A 20,780-nucleotide genomic window follows, 5' to 3' on the forward strand; every position below is an offset into this window, starting at 1 on the left:
TATATGCACAGCGCACCGAAGTAGGGCTGGGCACTTCAACGCATTGAAGTAAAATCACAGGCATAAAAAAACGCTGCACATTGTGCAGCGTTTTTATTTAGTCTTAAAACAACTCTTCTTAGTGAAGAATACGTGTCTTAATTGTGCCATCAATTTGCTGAAGCTCTGCAAGTGCCTCATAACCACGGTCTTCTTTAACATCAACTACTACATAACCAATTTCTGCGTTAGTTTGTAGGTACTGGGCTTCGATGTTGATGCCTTTTTCTGCAAACGCTTGGTTAATCTGAGTAAGAATACCTGGCTGGTTTTTGTGTACGTGAAGTAGGCGTGAACGACCAGTATGTTCTGGCAGTGACACTTCAGGGAAGTTAACGGCTGACAGCGTTGAACCGTTGTCGCTGTACTTCGCGAGTTTACCTGCCACTTCAATACCAATATTTTCTTGCGCTTCTTGCGTGCTGCCGCCCACATGCGGGGTCAGAATGACATTATCGAACGCGCGAAGCGGCGATTCGAATTCTTCAGTATTAGATTTAGGCTCAACCGGGAATACATCAATAGCAGCGCCGTTTAGTTGGCCGCTTTCCAATGCCTTCGCAAGCGCATCGATATCTACCACAGTACCGCGAGACGCGTTAATCAAAATGCTGCCTTTCTTCATTTGAGACAGTTCTTTTTCACCAATCATATCTTGAGTTTGTGGTGTTTCAGGAACGTGAAGTGAAACAACGTCAGAGGTATTAAGCAGCTTTTCAAGCGATTTTACTTGGGCAGAATTACCTAGCACAAGCTTGTCTTCGATATCGAAAAATTGAACGCGCATACCTAGGTGTTCAGCAAGAATACTCAGCTGTGTGCCTATATGGCCATAACCAATGATACCAAGTGTCTTACCACGGGCTTCATATGAGCCGACTGCCGTTTTTTCCCACTCACCGCGGTGAGCCTTGGCATTTTTACTCGGCACCTGGCGAAGTAAAAGGATAATTTGGCCAAGTACAAGTTCTGCAACCGAACGAGTGTTGGAAAATGGCGCGTTAAACACGGGAATGCCGCGGCGTTGGGTGGCTTCAAGATCAACTTGGTTGGTGCCAATACAGAAACAACCGATAGCCACAAGCTTTTGTGCTGCTTCAACTACCTTCTCTGTAATTTGAGTGCGCGAGCGAATACCAACAAAGTGGGCGTCTTTAATTTTCTCAATTAACTCGTCTTCAGGAAGAGAGGTCTTGAGAAATTCAATATTGCTATACCCATTGCTTTTTAGTGTCTCCAAAGCACTTTGGTGAACACCTTCCAACAACAAAATTCGGATCTTATCCTTCTCTAATGAAACTTTGCTCATGAACTCGCTATCTCTCACTGATGTAATTTTGGTTTGCTTGCACCGCCAATCCAAGACTCTCAGAAACTTGCCAGTATGAAACACAAAGCTGTGTATAACCAGCGCTGCAAATACATCGCTTTGCAGCTCTGAAAGCCTTGCTTGGGCGTTATTGCTACCAAGCTTTTATAATCACGTTGATTGCTTTCGTTATTAAGGAATTGGCCTTAACTAACGTAAAAGTTGAGACGCTTAGTGAACTTCTTTTAAGGACATCTAGACGTCTAAACGGAAACTAACAGAAAACGCGTTAAGTTGAAAGTAGTATTTTGTATAGCTTTTCACCGCACTATACGTCTTACTCAGTTATCACTTAAAGGTTTCAACACCATTATCTGTAGCACTTAGCACTATGTCCGCGCCTCGTAATGCGAAAATGCCGTTCGTTACCACGCCAGGAATGTTATTTATTTTTTGTTCTAGCTCACGAGGATTCAGAATCTCAAGGTTGTGAACATCTAAAATAACGTTGCCGTTATCGGTGACAACACCTTGTCTATATTCAGGATCGCCACCAAGCTTTACTAGCTCTCGTGCTACGAAAGAGCGAGCCATGGGAATAACTTCAACGGGAAGGGGGAACGAGCCCAACACAGGAACTCGCTTACTTTCATCAACAATACACACAAACGTGGTCGCCGCACCGGCTACAATTTTCTCGCGAGTGAGTGCTGCGCCTCCGCCTTTAATCATATGCTTGTGTTCGGTCACTTCATCGGCACCGTCGATATAAACCGATAGATTGCTGACTTCGTTTAACTCGAATACCTCAATGCCTAAGGCTTTTAAACGCTCGGTAGAGGCTTCTGAACTTGATACTGCACCTTCAATTTTGTGTTTAATTTTACCGAGTTCTTCAATAAAGAAATTTACGGTAGAACCTGTACCCACACCGACAATGCTGTCTGCTTCAACATATTCGATGGCTGCTTTGGCTACGGCTTGTTTTTTTGCGTTCTGATCCATTGTCATTCTCCGACTTATTGTGTTCGCAAGTGTAACTTATAAGCGCACGTGAACCCACAAGTTCGTATGTTCAATTTGTTATAATGACTATCACGGTTTAGTGAATTGCAGTGTGCGCGAGGGCGTCACGATGGCATCAAGGGGGACATCCCATGGTGCAACGGGCAGAGCATCTACTTCTTGAATGTCGTGGGCAATACCCACTAACTTAGGCGTTTTACTAACCGAAAATGAATGTGAATCTGGCGCGCGTTGGGTAAAACTCAAAGTTCGGTCGTAGTAGCCGCCCCCCATACCCAGGCGATTGCCGTTTACATCAAACCCTACAAGCGGCATAAGAATAACGTCGCATTGCCTAACAGGAACGACGTTTTCACACGACAATACTGGCTCTTCAATGTTGTACTTATTCTTCACCAATTGAGAGTGCTGGGTATAAGACAAAAATAACAAATGTCCTTTACATACGGGGTGTAATACAGGTAGAGCGAATTTTTTATCATGTGAAGACTGCCAAATAGACTCGATAAAATAGGTTAAATTGACCTCGCCATCGTTAACCAAATATCCGGCTATGGTCGTGCTGTTATCAAGAAAGGGCAGTGTACGTAGTCGTGAAGCAATGCGCTTAGCGGCGTCCGTATGTTGCTGGTTAGTTAACCCTCGGCGTGCCTCGCGAAGCTTTTTTCTAAGCTGAGCGCGGGCCTGCATGTCTTCATTAGAAACGCTTGTTTGTATGGTTTGCGACGGCGCAATCAGCGTTGGTTTCATTGCTAAAGCTGGTGCTGAAGCCGTTTCCGTTGAATTAATCTTGTTAGACGCCAACGATCTAGAAGTACCGCTTCCTGAAGATGAGGGGGACATGGTAGAGGAGTTCTCCTGTCTTACAATTGAGTTAGCTTATACTACCACGGCTGTTAAAAAGGTTTGTTGGGCTAGGTAAAGATGACTCAGGTAAAATCACTGTGGTAAAACTACTTAAATAAAACGAATAGATTCATTGGTCTGCATGCCCTAAATAGTGATTGAGCACACGCACCAATTCGCTACTATCTATGGGTTTAGTGAGTACGTCATCAAGACCTTGTTCTCGCAAATATTCAGGCTGGGTAATGACATCGGCCGTCAATGCAACAATGGGCAAGTTTGGCTTAAACCCCTTTATTTTCGCTGTTGCTTCATCGCCTTGAATACCTGGCAAATTAAGATCCATAAGAACTAAGTCGACTGGATTAGACTTGGCGTATTCAACGCCTTCCTCGCCAGTGCTTACCACAGAAAGCGACACGCCCAGTTTTTCAAACAAGGTTTGAATAACAACTTGGTTTATATAGTGGTCTTCAACTACCAATACATTTACTGAGTTATCTATGTTTACTTGGGCGACAAAGCTACGCGGTTGTGCCTCAACGAACTGGTTTGCGCTTAGGGCGTCGGCAGGCAAGGTCACACTTATTCGGGTACCGTGATTCAACTTACTACTAACTTTAATAGACCCGTCCATGAGCTCGACAAGGCGCTTCGATATATTCAAGCCTAAGCCGGTTCCACTTATCTGACGGGCGTTTTCCATTCGCTCGAAAGGTGTAAAAAGCCGCTTTTGATCGTCATCGCTCATACCAATGCCTTGATCAATGACATTAAATATTACCTTGCCGCTTTTGTATTTTACCTGCGCTTTTACTGACTTGCCGTGATTAGTGAACTTAATCGCATTCGACAGCAAATTAAGCGCAACTTGACCAAATTTGGTGTCATCGAAAAACAACGAGTCGGGCACAGCGTCATCAATACTGGTGCTAAATACGATACCGCTGTCTTCAGCGCGGATCTTAGTAAGCGAAAATAAGTGGGTGAAAAAGTCTTTGGTATTCACCGCGCGTGGCATCACACGCATTTTCCCCGCTTCTATCTGCTTTATATCTAAAACAGAATTTACTATTTCTAAAAGCCTTTCACCGCTTTGGCTTACATGAGAAAGCGGGGTGGTAAATGACGGGGGTAAATTTAACTTTTGGGCTTCGCCTTCAAGCAACTGACTAAACGTATTTATGGCATTAAGCGGTGTTCTAATTTCGTGGCTTACGTAAGAAAGAAAGTCAGACTTGAATTGACTGGTGCGCTCAAGCTCTCGGTTTTTCCGCTTTAACTCTAAATGTGCTACTACCGATTTACTTAAGGTTTGGAGCGAGGCTTTTTGTGTTTCGGTTAGCTTGCGTGGTTTGCTATCAATGGCGCAAAGCGTGCCAATTGCATGGCCAGACGGGGTAATTAATGGTGCGCCGGCGTAAAACCGAATATCAGGCGCGCCAGTCACCAGCGGGTTATCGTGAAACCGGGGGTCTAACGTAGCGTTAGGTATTTCAAACACATCGCTTTGCAAAATAGCATGTGAGCAAAACGCGATGTCTCGTGATGTTTCTTCTGCGTCTAAACCTACTCTTGATTTAAACCATTGGCGGTTTGGATCAATGAGGCTGATAAGCGCAATAGGGGTTTCACAAATTTGAGAGGCCAGGGCTGTAAGGTCATCAAAGAGTTGTTCAGCTTCAGTATCAAGTACATCGTAGCTGAGCAGTTCGGCAAGACGTTCATCTTCATTTTGAGGGAGGGGCGCCGCTTTCATAACCGTTGAGTTTAAACCTAGCTGTAAATAAAAAAGGGATTGTGTATTAACAATCCCTTAAACATATCATAGAGCGTAGGTGTCTATGAATAGTTGTTCCAGCTTTTTGTGGTCAACTTTAGTCGCTACCTTTATGGTATTTGCTTCATTCCATAGTGGACTCGGTGTTGTACCTTTAGGCGCAACTACAGTTTGCCCTCTATCTAGTGTCCCTGTTCCAACGCGCACGTGACCTTCAGTCAGTTCAAATAGTTCAGGGTGGCGAAGGTGGGCAATCGGGAATGCATCGTGGAAGAAACACACGCGATCTTCACGGTTTTGCGAGTAGAAATCCATGTAGAACTGGGCGCTTTCTTTCACAAATCCACCAAGGGTATTGTTTTTCTCTTCAAGCTTTTCAACAAAGGCTGGCGAGAACGGCGTGAAGTTTGTCACGTCCAAACCAAACATGGTCAGCTCCCAGTCTGCTGCGAAAACGATTTCTGCTGCATGTGCATCGTTCCAAATGTTCGCTTCAGCTACCGGCGTTACGTTACCTGGTACAAACGCTGCACCGCCCATAATGCTAACGCCTTTTACCAACTTAGGAAGTTCTGGCTCAAGACGAAGTGCAAGGGCCAAGTTACCTAGTGGGCCAATAGCAACAATAGTAACTTCGCCAGGGTACTTACGTGCCATATCAACGATAAACTGCGCAGAGCTGCGTGGGTCAAGCTCGGTTTTAGGCGCTTCAGGTTTAATATGACCGAAGCCGTGCTCACCGTGTACGAAGTGTGCGTACGTTGACTCTGGGCCAACCCATGGCATGCCAACACCTTTAGTTACAGGGATATCTTTACCTGCAATTTCACAAAGTGTTAGTGCGTTTTGCGCTGCCATTGTTACTGGAACGTTACCGTAAACGGTCGTTAAGCCAAGTACTTCAATGTCTGGAGACTGAAAGGCGAAAAAGATCGCCATTGCATCATCAATCCCCGGATCCGTATCTAATATGATCTTATGTGCCATCAATTTATCTCAGTGCGTCTTGCTAGTTGGCGTGTTTCGCTAAGAAACGATCCACTTCTTTTTGTGTTGGAATACTCTGCGCTGCGCCCTCGCGTGTTACCGCAATGGCTGAAGCTGCACACCCGCAACGCAATGCTTGTTTAGCATCGGTGTGGTTGCTGTATGCAGACAGGAAATAACCGATAAAGGTGTCACCGGCTGCGGTGGTATCTACCGCGTCTACAGAGAATGCTTTTACTTCTACAACATCGTTTTTGCGCAGCATCATTACACCCGCTTTACCCAGTGTAATAATAACTTCGCTGTGTGACCATTGCTCTTTGAACACTGTCACAATATCTTCAAGTTCTTCTTTACCGGTAATCGCAGCAGCTTCGGTTTCATTTACAATAAGTAAATCTACACAATCTAATGGAAGCTGCTTAACCGACTCGCTCATAGGCGCTGGGTTAAAGGCTACTTTAAGCTGCTTTTCTTTCGCTTGGCGAAGTACTTCTTCAATGCTGCTTGTTTCATTTTGGGTTAGTACCCAATCTGAAGGACGCGTATCGTCTAACGCTTGCATTACGGTTTTTGCGGTAATGGTTTGGTTAGCACCACCAAATAATACAATGGCGTTTTCACCGCTAGGAGTGACTTGGATAATCGCGTGACCTGAAGGAACTTCTGAGCACTTTACGCCACGACAATCAACACCCTTCTTAATAAGAGCTTGTTTAAATGAGGCGTCGTTTTCGTGAATGCTACCGACGTGTCTTACGTCTGCACCTGCTTGCGCTAAAGCAATAGACTGGTTTGCACCCTTACCACCTAATAAGGTTTGATAATGGGTAGAGGCCAACGTCTCACCAGGTTGTACAAAATGATCTACCTGATAAACGTGGTCAATATTTATAGAGCCAAAATTTATTATTGCCATTTCTTCTTCCGTCGAAAGAGGGCGCTTCCCAGAATGCCGCTGTCCATGTTTCGCCCGTGAACCGAAAAGTTCAGGGCGGAAGTATCACAATTGCCGTAGGCTTCTCGATACGCGTCGAGCTTGCACAATAGCAGCTGTTTCAACTTCCTTGGTTTAAAGCATCGGCCAGGGACATGAATGAACTAGCAAACATCCCAGGAAACATTGTTGTTGTATTAACGCAACAGGGTATAACAAACGCGAGATCCAGTGAAGAGGATCACCTAAAGCGCTTTATAACTATTTTGCGTGGTGATTATAAAAGCGGTAAAAAAATATTACTTTTCTTGACCAATTGGTCAGCAATTATACACGCATATAAGAGAAGCTCAATAATAACCAATCAGCTATTCAGGCATTAAAGGCTAATGAACGTTGTCACGCTGTTGCTAAAGGAATTCCGTATCCAACACCAGCGATCTTAGATGAATTCTGACGATGTTGCTAGCCGTCCGGCAACGAATTTAGCGAAATAGCCGCAAATTAAACATCGTTTGAACAGTGAGTAAACAACGTTTAAGTACCGTTGTGTAAAGTGTGTACGACACAGTGTTATTAGACCTTGAATGTACTTTTGCTGTTTGTTCAAAGTTAGAGCAGTGGCAGGGCAAAAGGAGGCGTTACACATTGATTTTTGCTAGTATTAACTCCATCAAGAGATGACAGTGACGTAAGTCGCCGCCAAAATAGACGGTAATTAATCGCTAAATAAAAGTGGCGCCTGTATCTCAAACTATTCAAAACAAAAGAGAACAATTCGTGGAAAAACAGCTCGATTACGATAGCGTAACTAATAAATTGTCTCAGCAAGGCGTAATTGTTGATGCTGCAGAAGTGCATGGCATCCTGTGCGGTATGCTTTGCGGAGGCATGTCGCTTACCGACCAAAAATGGCTAGAAGCGTTAAGTGAAACCATTAATCAGGGTGATGCGTTTAGCGACCCTACCCAGCACCTTTTAAATAGCCTTTTCAATCAAACCTGTCAGCAGCTTCTTGAGCCTGAATTCGCGCTCAATTTGTTACTTCCTGATGATCAAGCGCCTATCAACGATCGCGGGGCTGCACTAATAAACTGGGTGCAAGGTTTCATGCTTGGGTTTGGTCTTCACCAACAAGACCTTATGCAATGTTCTGAAGACGTAAAAGAAGCACTTGAAGACTTTTCAGATATTTCACGTATGGAAGAGCCAATGGACGCGGACGAAGAGTCTGAGAAGGCGCTGTTAGAGGTTGAAGAATACGTGAAAATTTCAGCAATTTTATGCTTCAGCGAACTTGGCCAATCACTTCTAGATGATCAACAAGACACGCCATCCGTACACTAGTAATTAACTGAAGATATTAAAAGTGGCCGTAAGTCGCCACTTGTTTTAACGAGATTTTTTTAGGGTTTTCTCTTTTATGATTAGTGCGCAAGAGTTTATCGCCAGGCAGGACCGACTGCTTGCACAGTGCGAGCCGAATAGTGTGTGTATTGTGCCAGCAGCAGGTATGGTAACCCGAAGTCGCGATACCGAATATACGTTCAGGCAAGATAGCGACTTTTGGTATCTGACAGGATTTGAAGAGCCTAATGCTTGGTTGATATTGTCTAACCACCCTCGTTACGGTGAAAGTTATCGTGCAATGGTGGTACAAGAGAAAGATAAGAGTGCAGAAATTTGGCACGGCAAACGGTTAGGAGCCGAAGCTGCACTTGCCCGATTTAGTCTAGATGAAGCGTTTGAGTTGCAAGAACTTGAAGAAGCGCTGTTAGCGTCAATTCAAGGTCAAGACAATGTGTACTTTTCGTTGGGTCACAAGAAAGACAATGACCTGTTATTTTCTGAAGCGCTAAACACCTTGCGCGATGCGCCTAAAGAATCATTGGCGCCAAGGGCGATTCACGACTTACAGCCTATTTTACACGAAATGCGTTTATTCAAGTCAGCGTGTGAAGTGGCCATGATGAAAGCGGCGGGTGAGATAAGCGCACGTGCGCACAAGCGAGCTATGCAGTTCGCTGCGCCTGGTTGTTACGAGTACCAGCTAGAAGCTGAAATTCACCATGAATTTGCCATGGCGGGAGCCCGTTCACCTGCTTATAGTACTATTGTTGGAAGCGGCGATAATGCGTGTATTTTGCATTACACGCAAAATAACGCGCAGGTAAATGACGGTGACTTGATCTTGATCGACGCAGGTGCTGAATATCAAGGTTATGCTGCGGATATCACGCGAACGTTTCCTGCAAATGGAAAGTTCAGCCACGCTCAGCGCGAAATTTACACCGTTGTATTAAAAGCGCAAAAAAGCGTGTTAGACATGTTAGCGCCTGGCGTCACCTTGTCACAAGCCATGTTACATAGCGTAGAAATTATTACTCAAGGTTTAGTTGACCTTGGCGTTCTTGAAGGTAGTGTGGCAGAAAACCTTGAAAATGAAACGTGGCGTCAGTTTTACATGCATGGTTTAGGGCACTATTTAGGTCTAGATGTGCATGATGTAGGCAACTACAAAATTGACGGTGAAGACCGTCCGTTAAAGCCTGGCATGGTGATCACTGTTGAGCCCGGCATTTACATTAGCCAAGACAGCAACGTGCCGGAAAAATACAAAGGCATTGGTGTAAGAATTGAAGATGATGTGGTGATTACTGCGACGGGTGTCGATATTCTTACTGCAGATGTGCCAAAAGACATTGATGAGATTGAAGCACTTATGGCTGAAAGCAGAGCCTAGTTGTCAAAATTTGCTAAGTCTACCAAGGTTTGAAAAACTGCGATAAGTGTGAAATACGGAATTTTGGTTTAAGTTACCGGTTTAAGTTACCGGTTTAAACTAGCAGTTTAAATTACGCTAAAAACTAGCCTTTAATATAAAGAAAAAATCTCAGAATTAACGCTTTTAATAATTATAGCCTCTGGGCAACAGGAAAATAAAAACAGTGGAATCGGCAGCAGCGGTTGACGTAGTAATTATTGGTGGTGGTATTGTCGGTACTGTATTAGCCAAAGCACTCGCAGAGAAAGTATCTCCTGCAAACAGCTCTGGCTTATCTGTCACCCTAATTGATGCGGCTGACCCAGAGCAAACCAGCAAAAGCTTTGTCGACTTTAACCCTTTTACCGACACCCGTGTTATTGCCTTGGCAAGGCGTACCGTTGAAGAACTGTCTCACATGGGGCTAAACCTTGATGATGTAGCTAAGCAGCACAACGGTGAGTTACCTCCTCAAATTAAGCATATTGAGGTTAGCGACAAGGGGCACTTGGGGCTATTAAACCTTCAAAGCAGTGACTACCACATTGACGCGTTTGGCCAGGTGGTGAGCTTAAGCGCACTAACGCGATTGGCGGCAGGTGCAACCTCAAGCTACCAATATATCGCACCTGCCAAGGTAACGAACGTAAAGCAGCAGTCTAATTTTGTAGAGGTGCAGCTAGATAGTGGGCAATCGCTTACCACAAAGTTGCTGGTACTAGCCGATGGCGGTCGTTCAGGATTAGCTGACCAGGTTGGCATTTTAAAAACAGTCGATGATTATCATCAAACGGCCATTGTCTTTAACGTACACACTCAGCTCCCACATGAAAACAAAGCGTACGAGCGTTTCACCCAAAGTGGCCCGCTAGCGTTCCTGCCTTTCGACAGTGAAATCGATGATATCAAGGCTAGTGGAAACGGCTTTTCAGTTGTATGGACTGTAGATACTGACGCAGCAAAGTCGTTAATGGCATTAAACCAATGCGCATTTATCAAGGCCCTACAGGAAGCATTTGGCTATCGACAGGGCAAAGTATTGAGAGTCAGTGAGTTGGCAAGTTACCCGTTAGCGCTTACTAAAGCCCAGCAAGTTGCTAGTCATCGCACCGTGGTGGTAGGGAATGCGGCACAGGCGCTACATCCTATTGCAGGGCAAGGCTTCAATCTAGGCTTACGTGACTTAACGGCTTTAGTGTCTGTTTTGCAAGCGTCAGCGGAAAAGCACGGCGAGCATAATTCATACGAAGAGAAAAGCGATACAATCGCATCAGCTAATTTCGATGCAGGCGCTTTTTGTATTACTCAGCATTACGCCAATTCGCGTAAGAATGATAGGGATAACACAATAGTCCTGACCGATACGCTAGTTCGCACCTTTTCAAACCAGTATTTTCCAACGGTAATTGGGCGTAATGTATCGTTATTGGCATTAAGCATGATGCCCCAGGCGAAAAAAGCGTTTGTTAAACACACGACGGGCTACGGCGAAACACCACTAAGAAAAAGAGATAACAATGCAGCATGTTGATATAGCGATAGTGGGCGGCGGAATTGTAGGGCTAACCCTTGCAGCGGCGCTTAAACACAGTGAATTGAGCATAGCAATAGTCGATAAAGCGGCGTGTTATCAGACTCTGGACGAGAAGCCTACGGCGAGAGTGAGTGCCATAAACCAGGCTAATATTAAAGCGCTGCAACAGTTTGATGTGTGGTCGCATTTGCAGCAAGACCGCGCCACCCCTTACACCGACATGCATGTATGGGACAAAGACAGTTTTGGCGACATTCACTTTTCATGCGATGAAATGGGCAGTGATGCGCTTGGCGTGATTGTAGAGAATCAGGCTTTAGTTAATGCACTGTCTAAATCTGTGGAAGTGCAGCCTAACGTGGAGTTGATCACCGCGGGTATTGATAGAGTGTTAGCTGGCCCAAATCAAACCATGCTGATGCTTGATAATGACGACGTGCTAAGCTGCAGGTTGTTAGTAGGCGCCGATGGCGCAAATTCGTTTGTGAGAAAGCAGGCTGGCTTGCCTATTACTTTTAAAGACTACGAGCATACCGCGATTGTCGCTAATATCAAAACGGTAGAGCCGCATAATAATGTGGCGAGACAAGCGTTCACACCCACAGGACCGCTCGCGCTACTGCCTATGTCTGAGCCAAATGTATGTTCTATTGTATGGTCTCAAACGCCAGAGCAAGCAAACTCATTAATGGCATTGGATGACGCTGCGTTCTGCAATGCGTTAACTGCGGCTAGTAATAGCGTTCTTGGCACTATTTCGCTTGAAACCAAGCGCGCCGCTTTCCCGTTAACCATGCGTTATGCACGCCAGTGGGCGAAAGACGGTGTGGTGCTGGTAGGCGACGCAGCGCATACCATTCACCCGCTTGCAGGGCAGGGCGCTAACTTGGGAATGCAAGATGCGCTCGCACTGGCGGAAACCCTAAACAACTTAAAGGCGTCGGGCAAAGACATTGGTTTGTACAAGCACTTACGCAGCTACGAGCGAAGCCGTAAAACAGAAGCCACGAAAATGATTGCCGCAATGGACGGCTTTAAATTCTTATTCGACGGCGACGACCCCCTCAAAAAGTTGCTCAGAGGAATTGGTCTTTCAGCCACAGACAAACTCAGCACCATTAAAACCGCCTTCGTCAGCCACGCCATGGGCCTATAAATCCAAAAAAATGGGGTCAGAGTACATTTAAATAATGGGGTCAGAGTACTTTTTTCGCCACCCTCGAATAGTGGGGTCAGAGTACATTATTGGCTTTCCCTATTACAAAACCGAATAAATGTACTCTGACCCCATTATTGAAGCTTGGAAGTTTACTTTTTCATACATCACAGAAAACAGGCGGCAAAGCTCTCTAATTATCTATCTCGCTCTAAAAACAAAGAAATGTACTCTGACCCCATTCTTGTGGCTTAGTCGTTTCGGCGTTGAGATAGTCAGCGGTACAGGATACTCTTCGGTATCCTTTTTTATTTGTACCAATGGCTTATGTTTACTTATCTTTGCAAACCTTATCGCGCCTTTTCCTTTGTCTGCGCCGCTTCCGTACTCACCTCTACCTTATCTATTGGTTCGGCGAATGCCGAAGTAGCTGCTTCTAATTTAGCCCCGGTTGAATCATCGGCGACAGCAAAAAGCAAAAAGATGACGCTGAGTAATGCCTCTATCGATTTGGACGTATATCGTCAGCACGTTAAAACACTGGCAAGCGATGAGTTTGAAGGGCGAGGGCCATTGTCGAAAGGGGAAGAGAAAACAGTCGATTACTTGGTAACCCAATACAAAAAGCTAGGGCTGAAGCCAGCCTTTGGCGATAGCTACACTCAAGCTGTGCCTTTAGCCAAAATAACGCCAAAGAACATCTCATCGTTAAAAATAGGCGGGCTTGATTTTAGCGCAGGTAGCGAGTTTACAGCCCGTACTCAGCGCATTGTTAATTACTACTCACTTGCTAATAGTGATGTAGTATTTGTGGGTTATGGCATTAATGCCCCAGAGTACAATTGGAATGATTACGCAGGCCTTGATGTAAAAGGAAAAACCGTTGTAATGCTAGTAAACGACCCGGGTTTCGCTTCTAAAGATCCAGAGCTTTTTCAGGGCAACGCAATGACCTATTATGGTCGTTGGACATACAAATATGAAGAAGCTGCTAGGCAAGGAGCGGAAGCGGTTTTCATTATTCATGAAACTATGCCAGCAGGCTACGGATGGGGCGTAGTTGAAAACTCAAACTCTAATACTAAATTCAGTTTAGTTGACGACAACAACAATGCTTCACAAGTTGGTGTAATGGGTTGGCTTCACCTAAATGCCGCCAGACAGCTATTTGAAAAAGTGGGTATGGACTATGGCGAGCTTAAAAACAAGGCTTCAAAGCCAGGATTTATTCCCATCGCGCTAAACACAAAAGCATCATTGGGCTTCGCCAATACTATTGAGCATGCCGAGTCACAAAACGTGGCAGGCATTTTAGAAGGTACAGATAAGCCGGAAGAATGGGTAATGCTTCACGCGCACTGGGACCACCTAGGCAAAGTAGAGAAGAACGGCCAAACCACTATTTACAATGGAGCGGTAGACAATGCGTCTGGCGTAGCAGGTGTGCTTACATTGGCAGGTGCGCTATCAAAACGCGAAGAGGGCTTTGCACGTACACTAATGTTTAGTGCGTTTACCGCCGAGGAAACAGGGCTACTCGGTGCCGATTATTTTGCAAATAACCCACCGGTACCAACGTCTGACATGGTTGCTTTTTTAAATATCGACGGCATGAATGTAAACGATGATGTTGATTACATTTTGCAGTACGGCGAAGGCTATTTATCTATTGAAGACGATTTAGCGACAGCTGCCGCATTACAAGGACGAACGGTTAAAATGGATCCGCGACCTCAAAATGGACTGTTCTTCCGCTCAGATCACTTTGCGCTTGCTAAGCAGGGCGTGCCTTCAATTTTGTTCATGAGCTTAGGCGATACCGACCCTAGCTTCATCGCCAAACGCTACCATAAAGCAGATGATGACTACCTTCCAAGCTGGACATTAGGTGGTGTGCAACAAGACCTCTCACTTATCGGCTCTATGCTGAACTATTACGCCCAAGGCGATGTGTGGCCATACTGGGAACGCGACTCTGATTTTAAAGACAAGCGCATACAGGCAATGGAAGTGAAAGAGGCAAAGTAATTCACGCTTAACTGTAGGTAGCGATATAACAAGGTAAAGCGACGCTAATGAGTTGGATTTTATTTACGTTGGGCGCGGTTGTTATGCAAACCGTGCGCAATGCGCTGCAGAGCAAATTGAGCGGCGCAGTTAACACCTCTGGGGTGACGCTCTCTCGCTTTATCTTGGCACCGCCAATAGCCCTCGTCTATTTACTCATTCTCTACAGTAGTAGCGCCAGTCAAGTACCTGAGTTCTCAGGCACTTTTATTGCAGTGATACTGTGTGCTTCGCTACTTCAAATAGCGGCCACTTCTTTAATGGTGATTTTGTTCAAGCAGAAGAATTTTGCCATTGGCGCAGGCCTTGCGAAGAGTGAGGCCTTGGTGGCCGGCGTTGTAGGCATGCTCTTTTTCGGAAGTTATTTAACGCCCATTGGGTGGGCGGGCATAGTAATAGGCGCAATAGCAGTATTTGTGTTAAGCAGTGGCAATCGGCTCCATGGCATTAGTGTGAAAACCATGGTCATAGGTCTTGCTTGCGGTACCTGTTTTGCGCTGACATCACTGTTGGTGCGCGAGGCTAGCCATATGCTAAATGTTCAGCATACAGTGGCTGCTGCTTGGGTGTTGTTATGGGTGCTATGTGTACAAACGATAAGTTTAAGTGGTTATATTGCGCTAACTAAACCCTTCGTGTTCAGACAGCTAACCAACGCTAAAAAGCAGGTGCTAGCGATTAGCACGGTAAGCTGTTTGGGCTCAATTTGTTGGTTCACCGCTATGGCATTGCAACATGTGGCGCTAGTAAAAACGCTTGGGCAGTTAGAGGTGTTACTTACCTTGATACTCTCACATTACTGGCTAAAAAATGCAGTCACAAAACGCGAAATTGCTGGCTTACTTCTTATTGGGCTTGCCGCCATCTTTGTTATGTGGGCATAAAGTAATGACAATATTAAACACTGAAGTTTTTAGTACAAAATCAATTGAATGTTATTTTCATAGAACAAAAAAGTGCTAAACAACCTTAATTAAAACGACAGGAAGGGAACATGGATAAGCGACATTTCTTGAAATTAGCGGGCGCTAGCTTTGCGCTTGCGCCTGTGGCTGCTATGGCTGCAATTAATCAAACTAATGCAACAGACATTAACAGTTTAAGCGGGCTAAGTAATATCACCGCAGATGCAAAGCCGATTACCACAGAAGAACGCAAAGCGCGTATCGAAAAAGCGCAGTCGCTTATGAAAGCCCAAAATATTGCGGCAATTTTGGTCGAGCCTGGCGCTGCTATGGATTATTTTTCAGGGATTAAATGGTGGCGTAGTGAGCGCTTGACCGCGCTGGTTATCCCTCAAAAAGGTGATATGGCGGTGGTAACGCCATTTTTCGAAAAGCCAAGTGTGCTTGAGTCGTTAGCTATAGGCGATGATGTAAGAGTGTGGCAAGAGCATGAAAGCCCGTTTGATGTCGTAGCCAATATTCTAAAATCGCGCGGTATAACAAGCGGCAATATCGGCTTTGAAAGCAGCGTACGCTACTTTGTAGTTACTGGAGTCAGCCGAGCGCTACCAAACATTAAGATCGTTCCCGCCGAGCCAATTACACTTGGTTGTCGCATGTATAAAACTGCGAGTGAACTGGCACTTATGCATAAGGCCAATGAAGTAACTTTACGTGCTTATGAGTTTGTTTTTAGTAACCTAAAGCTTGGCATGAGTCAGCAGGATGTAAAAAGTTTGATGAACACCGCACAGCAGCACTTAGGCGGCAGCGGTACATGGTGTTTGGCACTGTTTAACGATGCAAGTGCTTATCCTCATGGCACAAATGCAGCGCAAACTATCAAAGAAGGTTCGGTGATCTTGCTAGACAGCGGTTGCAGCGTACACGGTTACCAAAGCGACATAAGTCGTACTTTGGTATTTGGCAAGGCGCCTCAGAAAGTTCAGGACGTATGGCATACAGTAAGGGAAGGGCAGAACGTGGCATTTGCCGCAGCTAAAATTGGTGAGCCAGCAGGCAAAGTAGACGACGCAGTGCGTCAATACTATGCTAGCAAGGGGTACAGTAAAGACTATGCATTGCCTGGGCTAAGTCACAGAACAGGTCATGGTATCGGCATGGAAGGACACGAGAGTGTTAACTTCGTGCGTGGTGAAAATACGCCACTTAGAAAAGGCATGTGCTTTTCTAATGAGCCAGGTATCTATATTCCGGGTGAATTTGGTGTGCGCTTAGAAGACTGTTTGTACATGACAGAAACAGGCCCCGCTTACTTTACCGAACCGCCAGAAAATTTGGCGAAACCGCTGGGTAAGTTACTGAATTTAAGAGATAAATAGGAATTTAATAAACCTGTCTCTCAAAATTTTTATTAGCTGTTACACTTAAAATTATTACTTAAGTGAATGATGGATAAACTATGCCTGAAAGAAAATTTAGATTGGTTACGCGAAGTGATTTCGATGGACTGGTATGTGCAGTTTTATTGAAAGATTTAGACTTAATTGACGATATTTTGTTTGTTCATCCAAAAGACATGCAAGACGGTAAAATTGATATTACCGAGAATGATATCACTACTAACCTGCCTTACGTTGAGGGTTGCCATATTGCCTTCGACCATCACTTAAGTGAAACAGTGCGTAACTCAGGCGATATTGATAATCACATCATTGACCCGAAAGCGCCCTCGGCGGCACGCGTTGTTTACGACTATTACGGAGGTGCAGATAAATTTCCTAATATCTCAGTAGATATGATGGACGCGGTAGATAAAGGAGACTCTGCACAGTTTAGCGAAGAAGAAATTCTTGAGCCCACAGATTGGGTGCTCATGAATTTCATTATGGATGCGCGAACTGGTCTTGGTCGTTTCAGAGATTTCAAAATCTCTAACTATCAGCTAATGATGAAGCTAATAGATGCGTGCAAAGACCACAGCATTGAAGAAATACTGCAAATGGAAGACGTGGCCGAGCGCGTGAGTTTGTACCATGAGCACAATGAAATGGCGAAGGCGCAAATTGCCAAGTGTTCTACTGTATACGACAACCTAGTTGTGCTTGATTTAACCGACCAAGAAACCATTTACGCGACAAACCGGTTTGTTATTTATGCCATGTACCCCGACTGCAATATCTCTATTCACAAGATGTGGGGGCTGAAAAAGCAAAACGTGGTATTTGCTATTGGTAAATCCATTACTAATCGTAGCTCAAAAACCAATGTGGGAGAGTTGTGCTTGAAGTATGGCGGCGGTGGTCACATGAACGCAGGTACATGTCAGGTTGAAACCAGCAAAGCCGAAACTGTACTCGGCGAGCTTATCGAAACCATCACGAGTGATGGCTAAAGTTAATTGAATAAGAACGGTGGGGCAGAAAAAGTACTCTGACCCCATTTTTTTATTGGGTTAGCCTCACTTTAAAGAATTCGGCCAGAGTTTTACTGATCACTGGGTGCTGTGTATCTTGATTGAACAGACAAATATTTACCTTGCCTAGCTTAGGCAGATGCGGGTGGTTTAGCGCTACTAGGTTTGCCGGTAAGCTAGATTTTGCTAGAGCTGTCACGCCTAAACCTTGCTGAATGGCGGCAACCAGCCCGCCTAAATCTGCATTGGTGTAGCTGATTTTCCATGCAAAGGTTTGCTGCTTTAACTGTTCAATAACGCGGCTTCGATACATACAACCGTCGGGAGCAAGCACTAAAGGAATATTGTTGCCAACCAACGGATGAGCCGTGTCGCCAACCCAAACCACGTCATCTTCTAACACTACTTCGCCTTCTGTCTGCTCGCCCGGATTCACCAACGCCAAAATCAAATCGAAATGATCGCGCTGCGACGGGTGAAGCAAATCACGGCTTAAGGCCGAGGTCACTTCAAGTGATACATCGGGGTAACGCTTTGAAAATTCGCCAATTAGACCCGGCAATAATGTAGAAGCAAATTCATTGGGAATGCCAAGACGCAAGCGACCGCTTAGCGGGGCAGGGGTTAAGCTGCGAAAGATGTTATCGTTAAGCTCTAGCAGTTCTTTCGCCTTTGGGTACAGCCAATTGCCGTCGGCGCTAGGTACATGCCGTTGCCCAACTTTAGTAAATAGCTTGCGGTCTAACTGCGACTCTAGCTTTTTAATTTGTAGGCTTATTGCCGGTTGAGAACGGCCCAAAAAATCGCCCGCTTTAGCGTAGCCACCAAGCTCAATAACGCTAACGAAGGTGCGTAAGGTATCAAGGGAAAGCTGCTTCATAGTTAATTACACTTTCTAATGAATTTGCCTGCTTTTATTATATTTTTAAATGTAAGCGGGCGAAAGGCGTAATTTTGTATGTTTGTGCGTTCTAGCCAAGTTAGGGTTGCCTTACTCGATGCGCTCCCTCTACCGATTGCCGCATAGTGCGAAGTGCAAGGGTGTTGGGTTGCGCAAGTGGCGTTGTGTTATTAGAAAAGCGCTTCATTCCCGCAAAAATGCAGTACCACGAAGGTCGCAAATAAACCAATTTGTTATCTACTTCATTAAGCGCATGTTCAAAGCTGGCGCCTTTGTCCCATGCATTCAGCAAATAAGAAAGGGTATCCGGCACCTTTAAGTCTTCGCGACAGGCAACCCAGTAGGCGGAATCGTCGCGAGTATTTAAATAGTAATGAGCAGCAATGTAGTCCCGAATACCATCGAACATTCGGTTTATCTCAGAATTATAGCGTTCCTCTCTTCGCGGATTGTTACTTTGCCAGCAATCGATAAAGTGATGCAGTGCGTACTGCACCAGCATAAGTGCAGTGGCTTCCAATGGCTCAATAAAGCCCTGAGACAATCCTATGCATAAACAATTACCTTTCCAGTGTTCTTCTAGTCTGCCTACGGTCATTTTCAAATGTCGGGCTTGCTGATGGGATTGGTCTGGTTCTAATGCAAGTCTAAGTTCTTCTTCTGCTTGGGCTTCAGTGCAAAATTGTGAACTGTATACATAACCGTTGCCGGTGCGACTAGTTAGGGGAATGTGCCACTGCCAGCCGTGACTAAGCGCAATAGAGCGAGTTTGTAATGCAGTTTTTGGAGATGCTGTTGCGTCGCTGGCAATGGCTACGGCAGCATCGTTAAACAAGGTGTCGGCATAGCTTGTAAACTTTCGCAACAGGGCTTGTTTGCCAATAAGCCCACGAAACCCCGAGCAATCAATAAAAAAGTCTGCGCTTAATGTATTTCCGTCATCCAGTTTTAGCGAGTTAATAGTTTGCTCATGACTTTCAACATTTGCCACAGTGCCTATTTGATGGGACACCCCTTTGTTTAGCGCGTATTCTTTTAAGAAGTCACCTAACAGCCCTGCATCAAAATGATAGGCGTAATCAATATTCGCAGAGCTACAAATGGCGTCGGGCGTAATGCCTTTTTCTACCATGTGCGCAGCAGTAAAGTAGTGCGACGGATTAATGTCGTGCGAAGCGCCTTTTCTGTATTCATTTACCGCATTGAAGTACATATCCGCGGTGGGAATATCTAAAGAAGAGAAGAATGGGTGAAAATAGCTGTCTGAATCGGTGAACGCGGGGCGCGTTGTTTTTGATTCAGCCGTTGTAGTCCAACGCTCAAAGCTAATGCCCATCTTATACGTGGCGCTGCACTTCAGCATCCACTCACTTTCGCTTATTCCCAGAAACTCAAAAAAGTGGCGCAGATAAGGCGTTGAACCTTCGCCTACGCCAACGGTGCTGATAACCGCTGACTCAAGAAGTGTTATTTTAGGGGCGCAGGCAGTTACATTACTGTTATTGGCCATCAACTCGGCAGTTCTTGCTAAGTAGCACGCCGTCATCCAGCCTGCTGTTCCGCCACCCACAATCACGATTTCTTGAGGTAATTTGTTCATTACTGTTTCTCGGTTGACGCGCGCACTACCAGTTCAGGGATGAAAGTATGGTTAAGATTGTCGTGGGCGGCTTTGGCTTTTTTAGCTCGTAAATACTGAATTAACGACGCCGCAGCATGCTGCGCTATCTCATTAGTTGGCTGAGATGCCGTAGTTAACGGCGGAAAAGTCTGACGAGAAAAGGGGCTGTTCTCGAACCCGGCAATTGCGAGCTCTTGAGGAACATCTACCCCTTTCATTCTTGCACCAAACAACGTACCCGCTGCAATCTCATCGTTACACGCAAACACAGCGGTAGGGTGCGGCGACATGGCGAGCAGCGTTTCAGAGCTTTTTACCCCAGTTTCAAATGAGTAGGTGCCTTTGATAATTAACGACTCGTCAATTGCAATACCCGCTTTTTCTAACGCCGCTTTATAGCCGTTCAAACGCTCAATGGTGGATTTGTGAATTTCCTCACCGGCAATAAACGCAATATTTTTGTGACCCTGGCCAATAAGGTGCTCAGTAATA

Annotated in this window: 17 protein-coding genes and 1 other RNA gene; 8 read left to right on the forward strand and 10 right to left on the reverse strand. The window is 45.2% G+C overall.

Going from position 1 to position 20,780, the window contains the following annotated elements; genetic code table 11:
• Positions 1-118: 118 nt before the first annotated feature.
• The 7 genes from serA to ssrS all read right to left on the reverse strand — a co-directional run bounded on the left by serA (position 119) and on the right by ssrS (position 7,110).
• Positions 119-1,348, reverse strand: a complete 1,230-nt coding sequence (gene serA, locus F0261_RS11090) for a phosphoglycerate dehydrogenase (RefSeq protein WP_014980012.1) — start codon at positions 1,346-1,348, stop codon at positions 119-121.
• 348 nt (positions 1,349-1,696) lie between these two features.
• Positions 1,697-2,353, reverse strand: a complete 657-nt coding sequence (gene rpiA / locus F0261_RS11095; RefSeq protein ID WP_014980011.1) for a ribose-5-phosphate isomerase RpiA — start codon at positions 2,351-2,353, stop codon at positions 1,697-1,699.
• Between the two features lie 90 nt (positions 2,354-2,443).
• On the reverse strand, positions 2,444-3,217 hold the full coding sequence (locus tag F0261_RS11100) for a 5-formyltetrahydrofolate cyclo-ligase (protein WP_239245155.1): 774 nt from the start codon (positions 3,215-3,217) through the stop codon (positions 2,444-2,446).
• A 133-nt stretch (positions 3,218-3,350) separates the two neighbouring features.
• Positions 3,351-4,979 carry an ATP-binding protein gene (locus F0261_RS20115; protein WP_171337990.1) on the reverse strand — a complete coding sequence of 543 codons (1,629 nt, stop codon included), beginning with the start codon at positions 4,977-4,979 and terminating at the stop codon, positions 3,351-3,353.
• 66 nt (positions 4,980-5,045) lie between these two features.
• Complete coding sequence (locus tag F0261_RS11110; protein WP_014977204.1) at positions 5,046-5,987, reverse strand: nucleoside hydrolase; 942 nt, start codon at positions 5,985-5,987, stop codon at positions 5,046-5,048.
• Between the two features lie 22 nt (positions 5,988-6,009).
• Positions 6,010-6,906, reverse strand: coding sequence for a ribokinase (locus F0261_RS11115; protein ID WP_171337991.1), 897 nt, complete (start codon positions 6,904-6,906; stop codon positions 6,010-6,012).
• Between the two features lie 21 nt (positions 6,907-6,927).
• Positions 6,928-7,110, reverse strand: a non-coding RNA gene (gene ssrS, locus F0261_RS11120) — 6S RNA.
• 594 nt (positions 7,111-7,704) lie between these two features.
• On the opposite strand from ssrS, the gene F0261_RS11125 reads away from it, so the two are divergent.
• The 8 genes from F0261_RS11125 to F0261_RS11160 all read left to right on the forward strand — a co-directional run bounded on the left by F0261_RS11125 (position 7,705) and on the right by F0261_RS11160 (position 17,745).
• Positions 7,705-8,271 carry a UPF0149 family protein gene (locus F0261_RS11125; RefSeq protein ID WP_171337992.1) on the forward strand — a complete coding sequence of 189 codons (567 nt, stop codon included), beginning with the start codon at positions 7,705-7,707 and terminating at the stop codon, positions 8,269-8,271.
• A gap of 76 nt (positions 8,272-8,347) precedes the next feature.
• A complete protein-coding gene (gene pepP, locus F0261_RS11130) occupies positions 8,348-9,667 on the forward strand; it encodes a Xaa-Pro aminopeptidase (protein WP_171337993.1) in 1,320 nt (439 codons plus the stop codon).
• A 205-nt stretch (positions 9,668-9,872) separates the two neighbouring features.
• Entirely contained in the window at positions 9,873-11,219 is a 1,347-nt protein-coding gene (locus F0261_RS11135; RefSeq protein WP_171337994.1) for an FAD-dependent monooxygenase, read from the forward strand.
• Positions 11,206-12,378: an FAD-dependent monooxygenase gene (locus F0261_RS11140; protein ID WP_171337995.1), complete on the forward strand. Its 1,173-nt coding sequence runs from the start codon at positions 11,206-11,208 to the stop codon at positions 12,376-12,378. The genes F0261_RS11135 and F0261_RS11140 overlap by 14 nt, the downstream gene beginning before the upstream one ends.
• Before the next feature lie 483 nt (positions 12,379-12,861).
• On the forward strand, positions 12,862-14,406 hold the full coding sequence (locus F0261_RS11145) for a M28 family metallopeptidase (protein WP_171338004.1): 1,545 nt from the start codon (positions 12,862-12,864) through the stop codon (positions 14,404-14,406).
• A gap of 47 nt (positions 14,407-14,453) precedes the next feature.
• A complete protein-coding gene (locus F0261_RS11150) occupies positions 14,454-15,329 on the forward strand; it encodes an EamA family transporter (protein WP_171337996.1) in 876 nt (291 codons plus the stop codon).
• 110 nt (positions 15,330-15,439) lie between these two features.
• Positions 15,440-16,732, forward strand: coding sequence for a Xaa-Pro peptidase family protein (locus tag F0261_RS11155; protein WP_171337997.1), 1,293 nt, complete (start codon positions 15,440-15,442; stop codon positions 16,730-16,732).
• 80 nt (positions 16,733-16,812) lie between these two features.
• On the forward strand, positions 16,813-17,745 hold the full coding sequence (locus F0261_RS11160) for an exopolyphosphatase (RefSeq protein WP_171337998.1): 933 nt from the start codon (positions 16,813-16,815) through the stop codon (positions 17,743-17,745).
• Between the two features lie 52 nt (positions 17,746-17,797).
• On the opposite strand, the gene F0261_RS11165 is transcribed toward F0261_RS11160, so the two are convergent.
• The 3 genes from F0261_RS11165 to F0261_RS11175 all read right to left on the reverse strand — a co-directional run.
• Positions 17,798-18,646 carry a LysR family transcriptional regulator gene (locus F0261_RS11165; RefSeq protein WP_014950370.1) on the reverse strand — a complete coding sequence of 283 codons (849 nt, stop codon included), beginning with the start codon at positions 18,644-18,646 and terminating at the stop codon, positions 17,798-17,800.
• Between the two features lie 100 nt (positions 18,647-18,746).
• Entirely contained in the window at positions 18,747-20,267 is a 1,521-nt protein-coding gene (locus F0261_RS11170) for a tryptophan halogenase family protein (RefSeq protein WP_171337999.1), read from the reverse strand.
• Positions 20,267-20,780, reverse strand: a 514-nt coding sequence (locus tag F0261_RS11175; protein WP_171338000.1) for a substrate-binding domain-containing protein, incomplete at its 5' end; no start/stop codon positions are given. The genes F0261_RS11175 and F0261_RS11170, both read right to left, overlap by 1 nt.

The organism is Alteromonas sp. 07-89-2 (assembly GCF_013113925.1).
Lineage (GTDB): Bacteria > Pseudomonadota > Gammaproteobacteria > Enterobacterales > Alteromonadaceae > Alteromonas > Alteromonas macleodii.

Excerpts from the sequence above, each read along its gene's own strand:
- serA (WP_014980012.1), bottom strand. The coding sequence starts at position 1,348 with ATGAGCAAAGTTTCATTAGAGAAGGATAAGATCCGAATTTTGTTGTTG.
- rpiA (WP_014980011.1), bottom strand. The coding sequence starts at position 2,353 with ATGGATCAGAACGCAAAAAAACAAGCCGTAGCCAAAGCAGCCATCGAA.
- F0261_RS11115 (WP_171337991.1), bottom strand. The coding sequence starts at position 6,906 with ATGGCAATAATAAATTTTGGCTCTATAAATATTGACCACGTTTATCAG.
- F0261_RS11155 (WP_171337997.1), top strand. The coding sequence starts at position 15,440 with ATGGATAAGCGACATTTCTTGAAATTAGCGGGCGCTAGCTTTGCGCTT.
- F0261_RS11160 (WP_171337998.1), top strand. The coding sequence starts at position 16,813 with ATGCCTGAAAGAAAATTTAGATTGGTTACGCGAAGTGATTTCGATGGA.
- F0261_RS11150 (WP_171337996.1), top strand. The coding sequence starts at position 14,454 with ATGAGTTGGATTTTATTTACGTTGGGCGCGGTTGTTATGCAAACCGTG.
- F0261_RS11110 (WP_014977204.1), bottom strand. The coding sequence starts at position 5,987 with ATGGCACATAAGATCATATTAGATACGGATCCGGGGATTGATGATGCA.
- F0261_RS11170 (WP_171337999.1), bottom strand. The coding sequence starts at position 20,267 with ATGAACAAATTACCTCAAGAAATCGTGATTGTGGGTGGCGGAACAGCA.
- F0261_RS11100 (WP_239245155.1), bottom strand. The coding sequence starts at position 3,217 with ATGTCCCCCTCATCTTCAGGAAGCGGTACTTCTAGATCGTTGGCGTCT.
- pepP (WP_171337993.1), top strand. The coding sequence starts at position 8,348 with ATGATTAGTGCGCAAGAGTTTATCGCCAGGCAGGACCGACTGCTTGCA.
- F0261_RS11140 (WP_171337995.1), top strand. The coding sequence starts at position 11,206 with ATGCAGCATGTTGATATAGCGATAGTGGGCGGCGGAATTGTAGGGCTA.
- F0261_RS20115 (WP_171337990.1), bottom strand. The coding sequence starts at position 4,979 with ATGAAAGCGGCGCCCCTCCCTCAAAATGAAGATGAACGTCTTGCCGAA.
- F0261_RS11145 (WP_171338004.1), top strand. The coding sequence starts at position 12,862 with ATGACGCTGAGTAATGCCTCTATCGATTTGGACGTATATCGTCAGCAC.
- F0261_RS11165 (WP_014950370.1), bottom strand. The coding sequence starts at position 18,646 with ATGAAGCAGCTTTCCCTTGATACCTTACGCACCTTCGTTAGCGTTATT.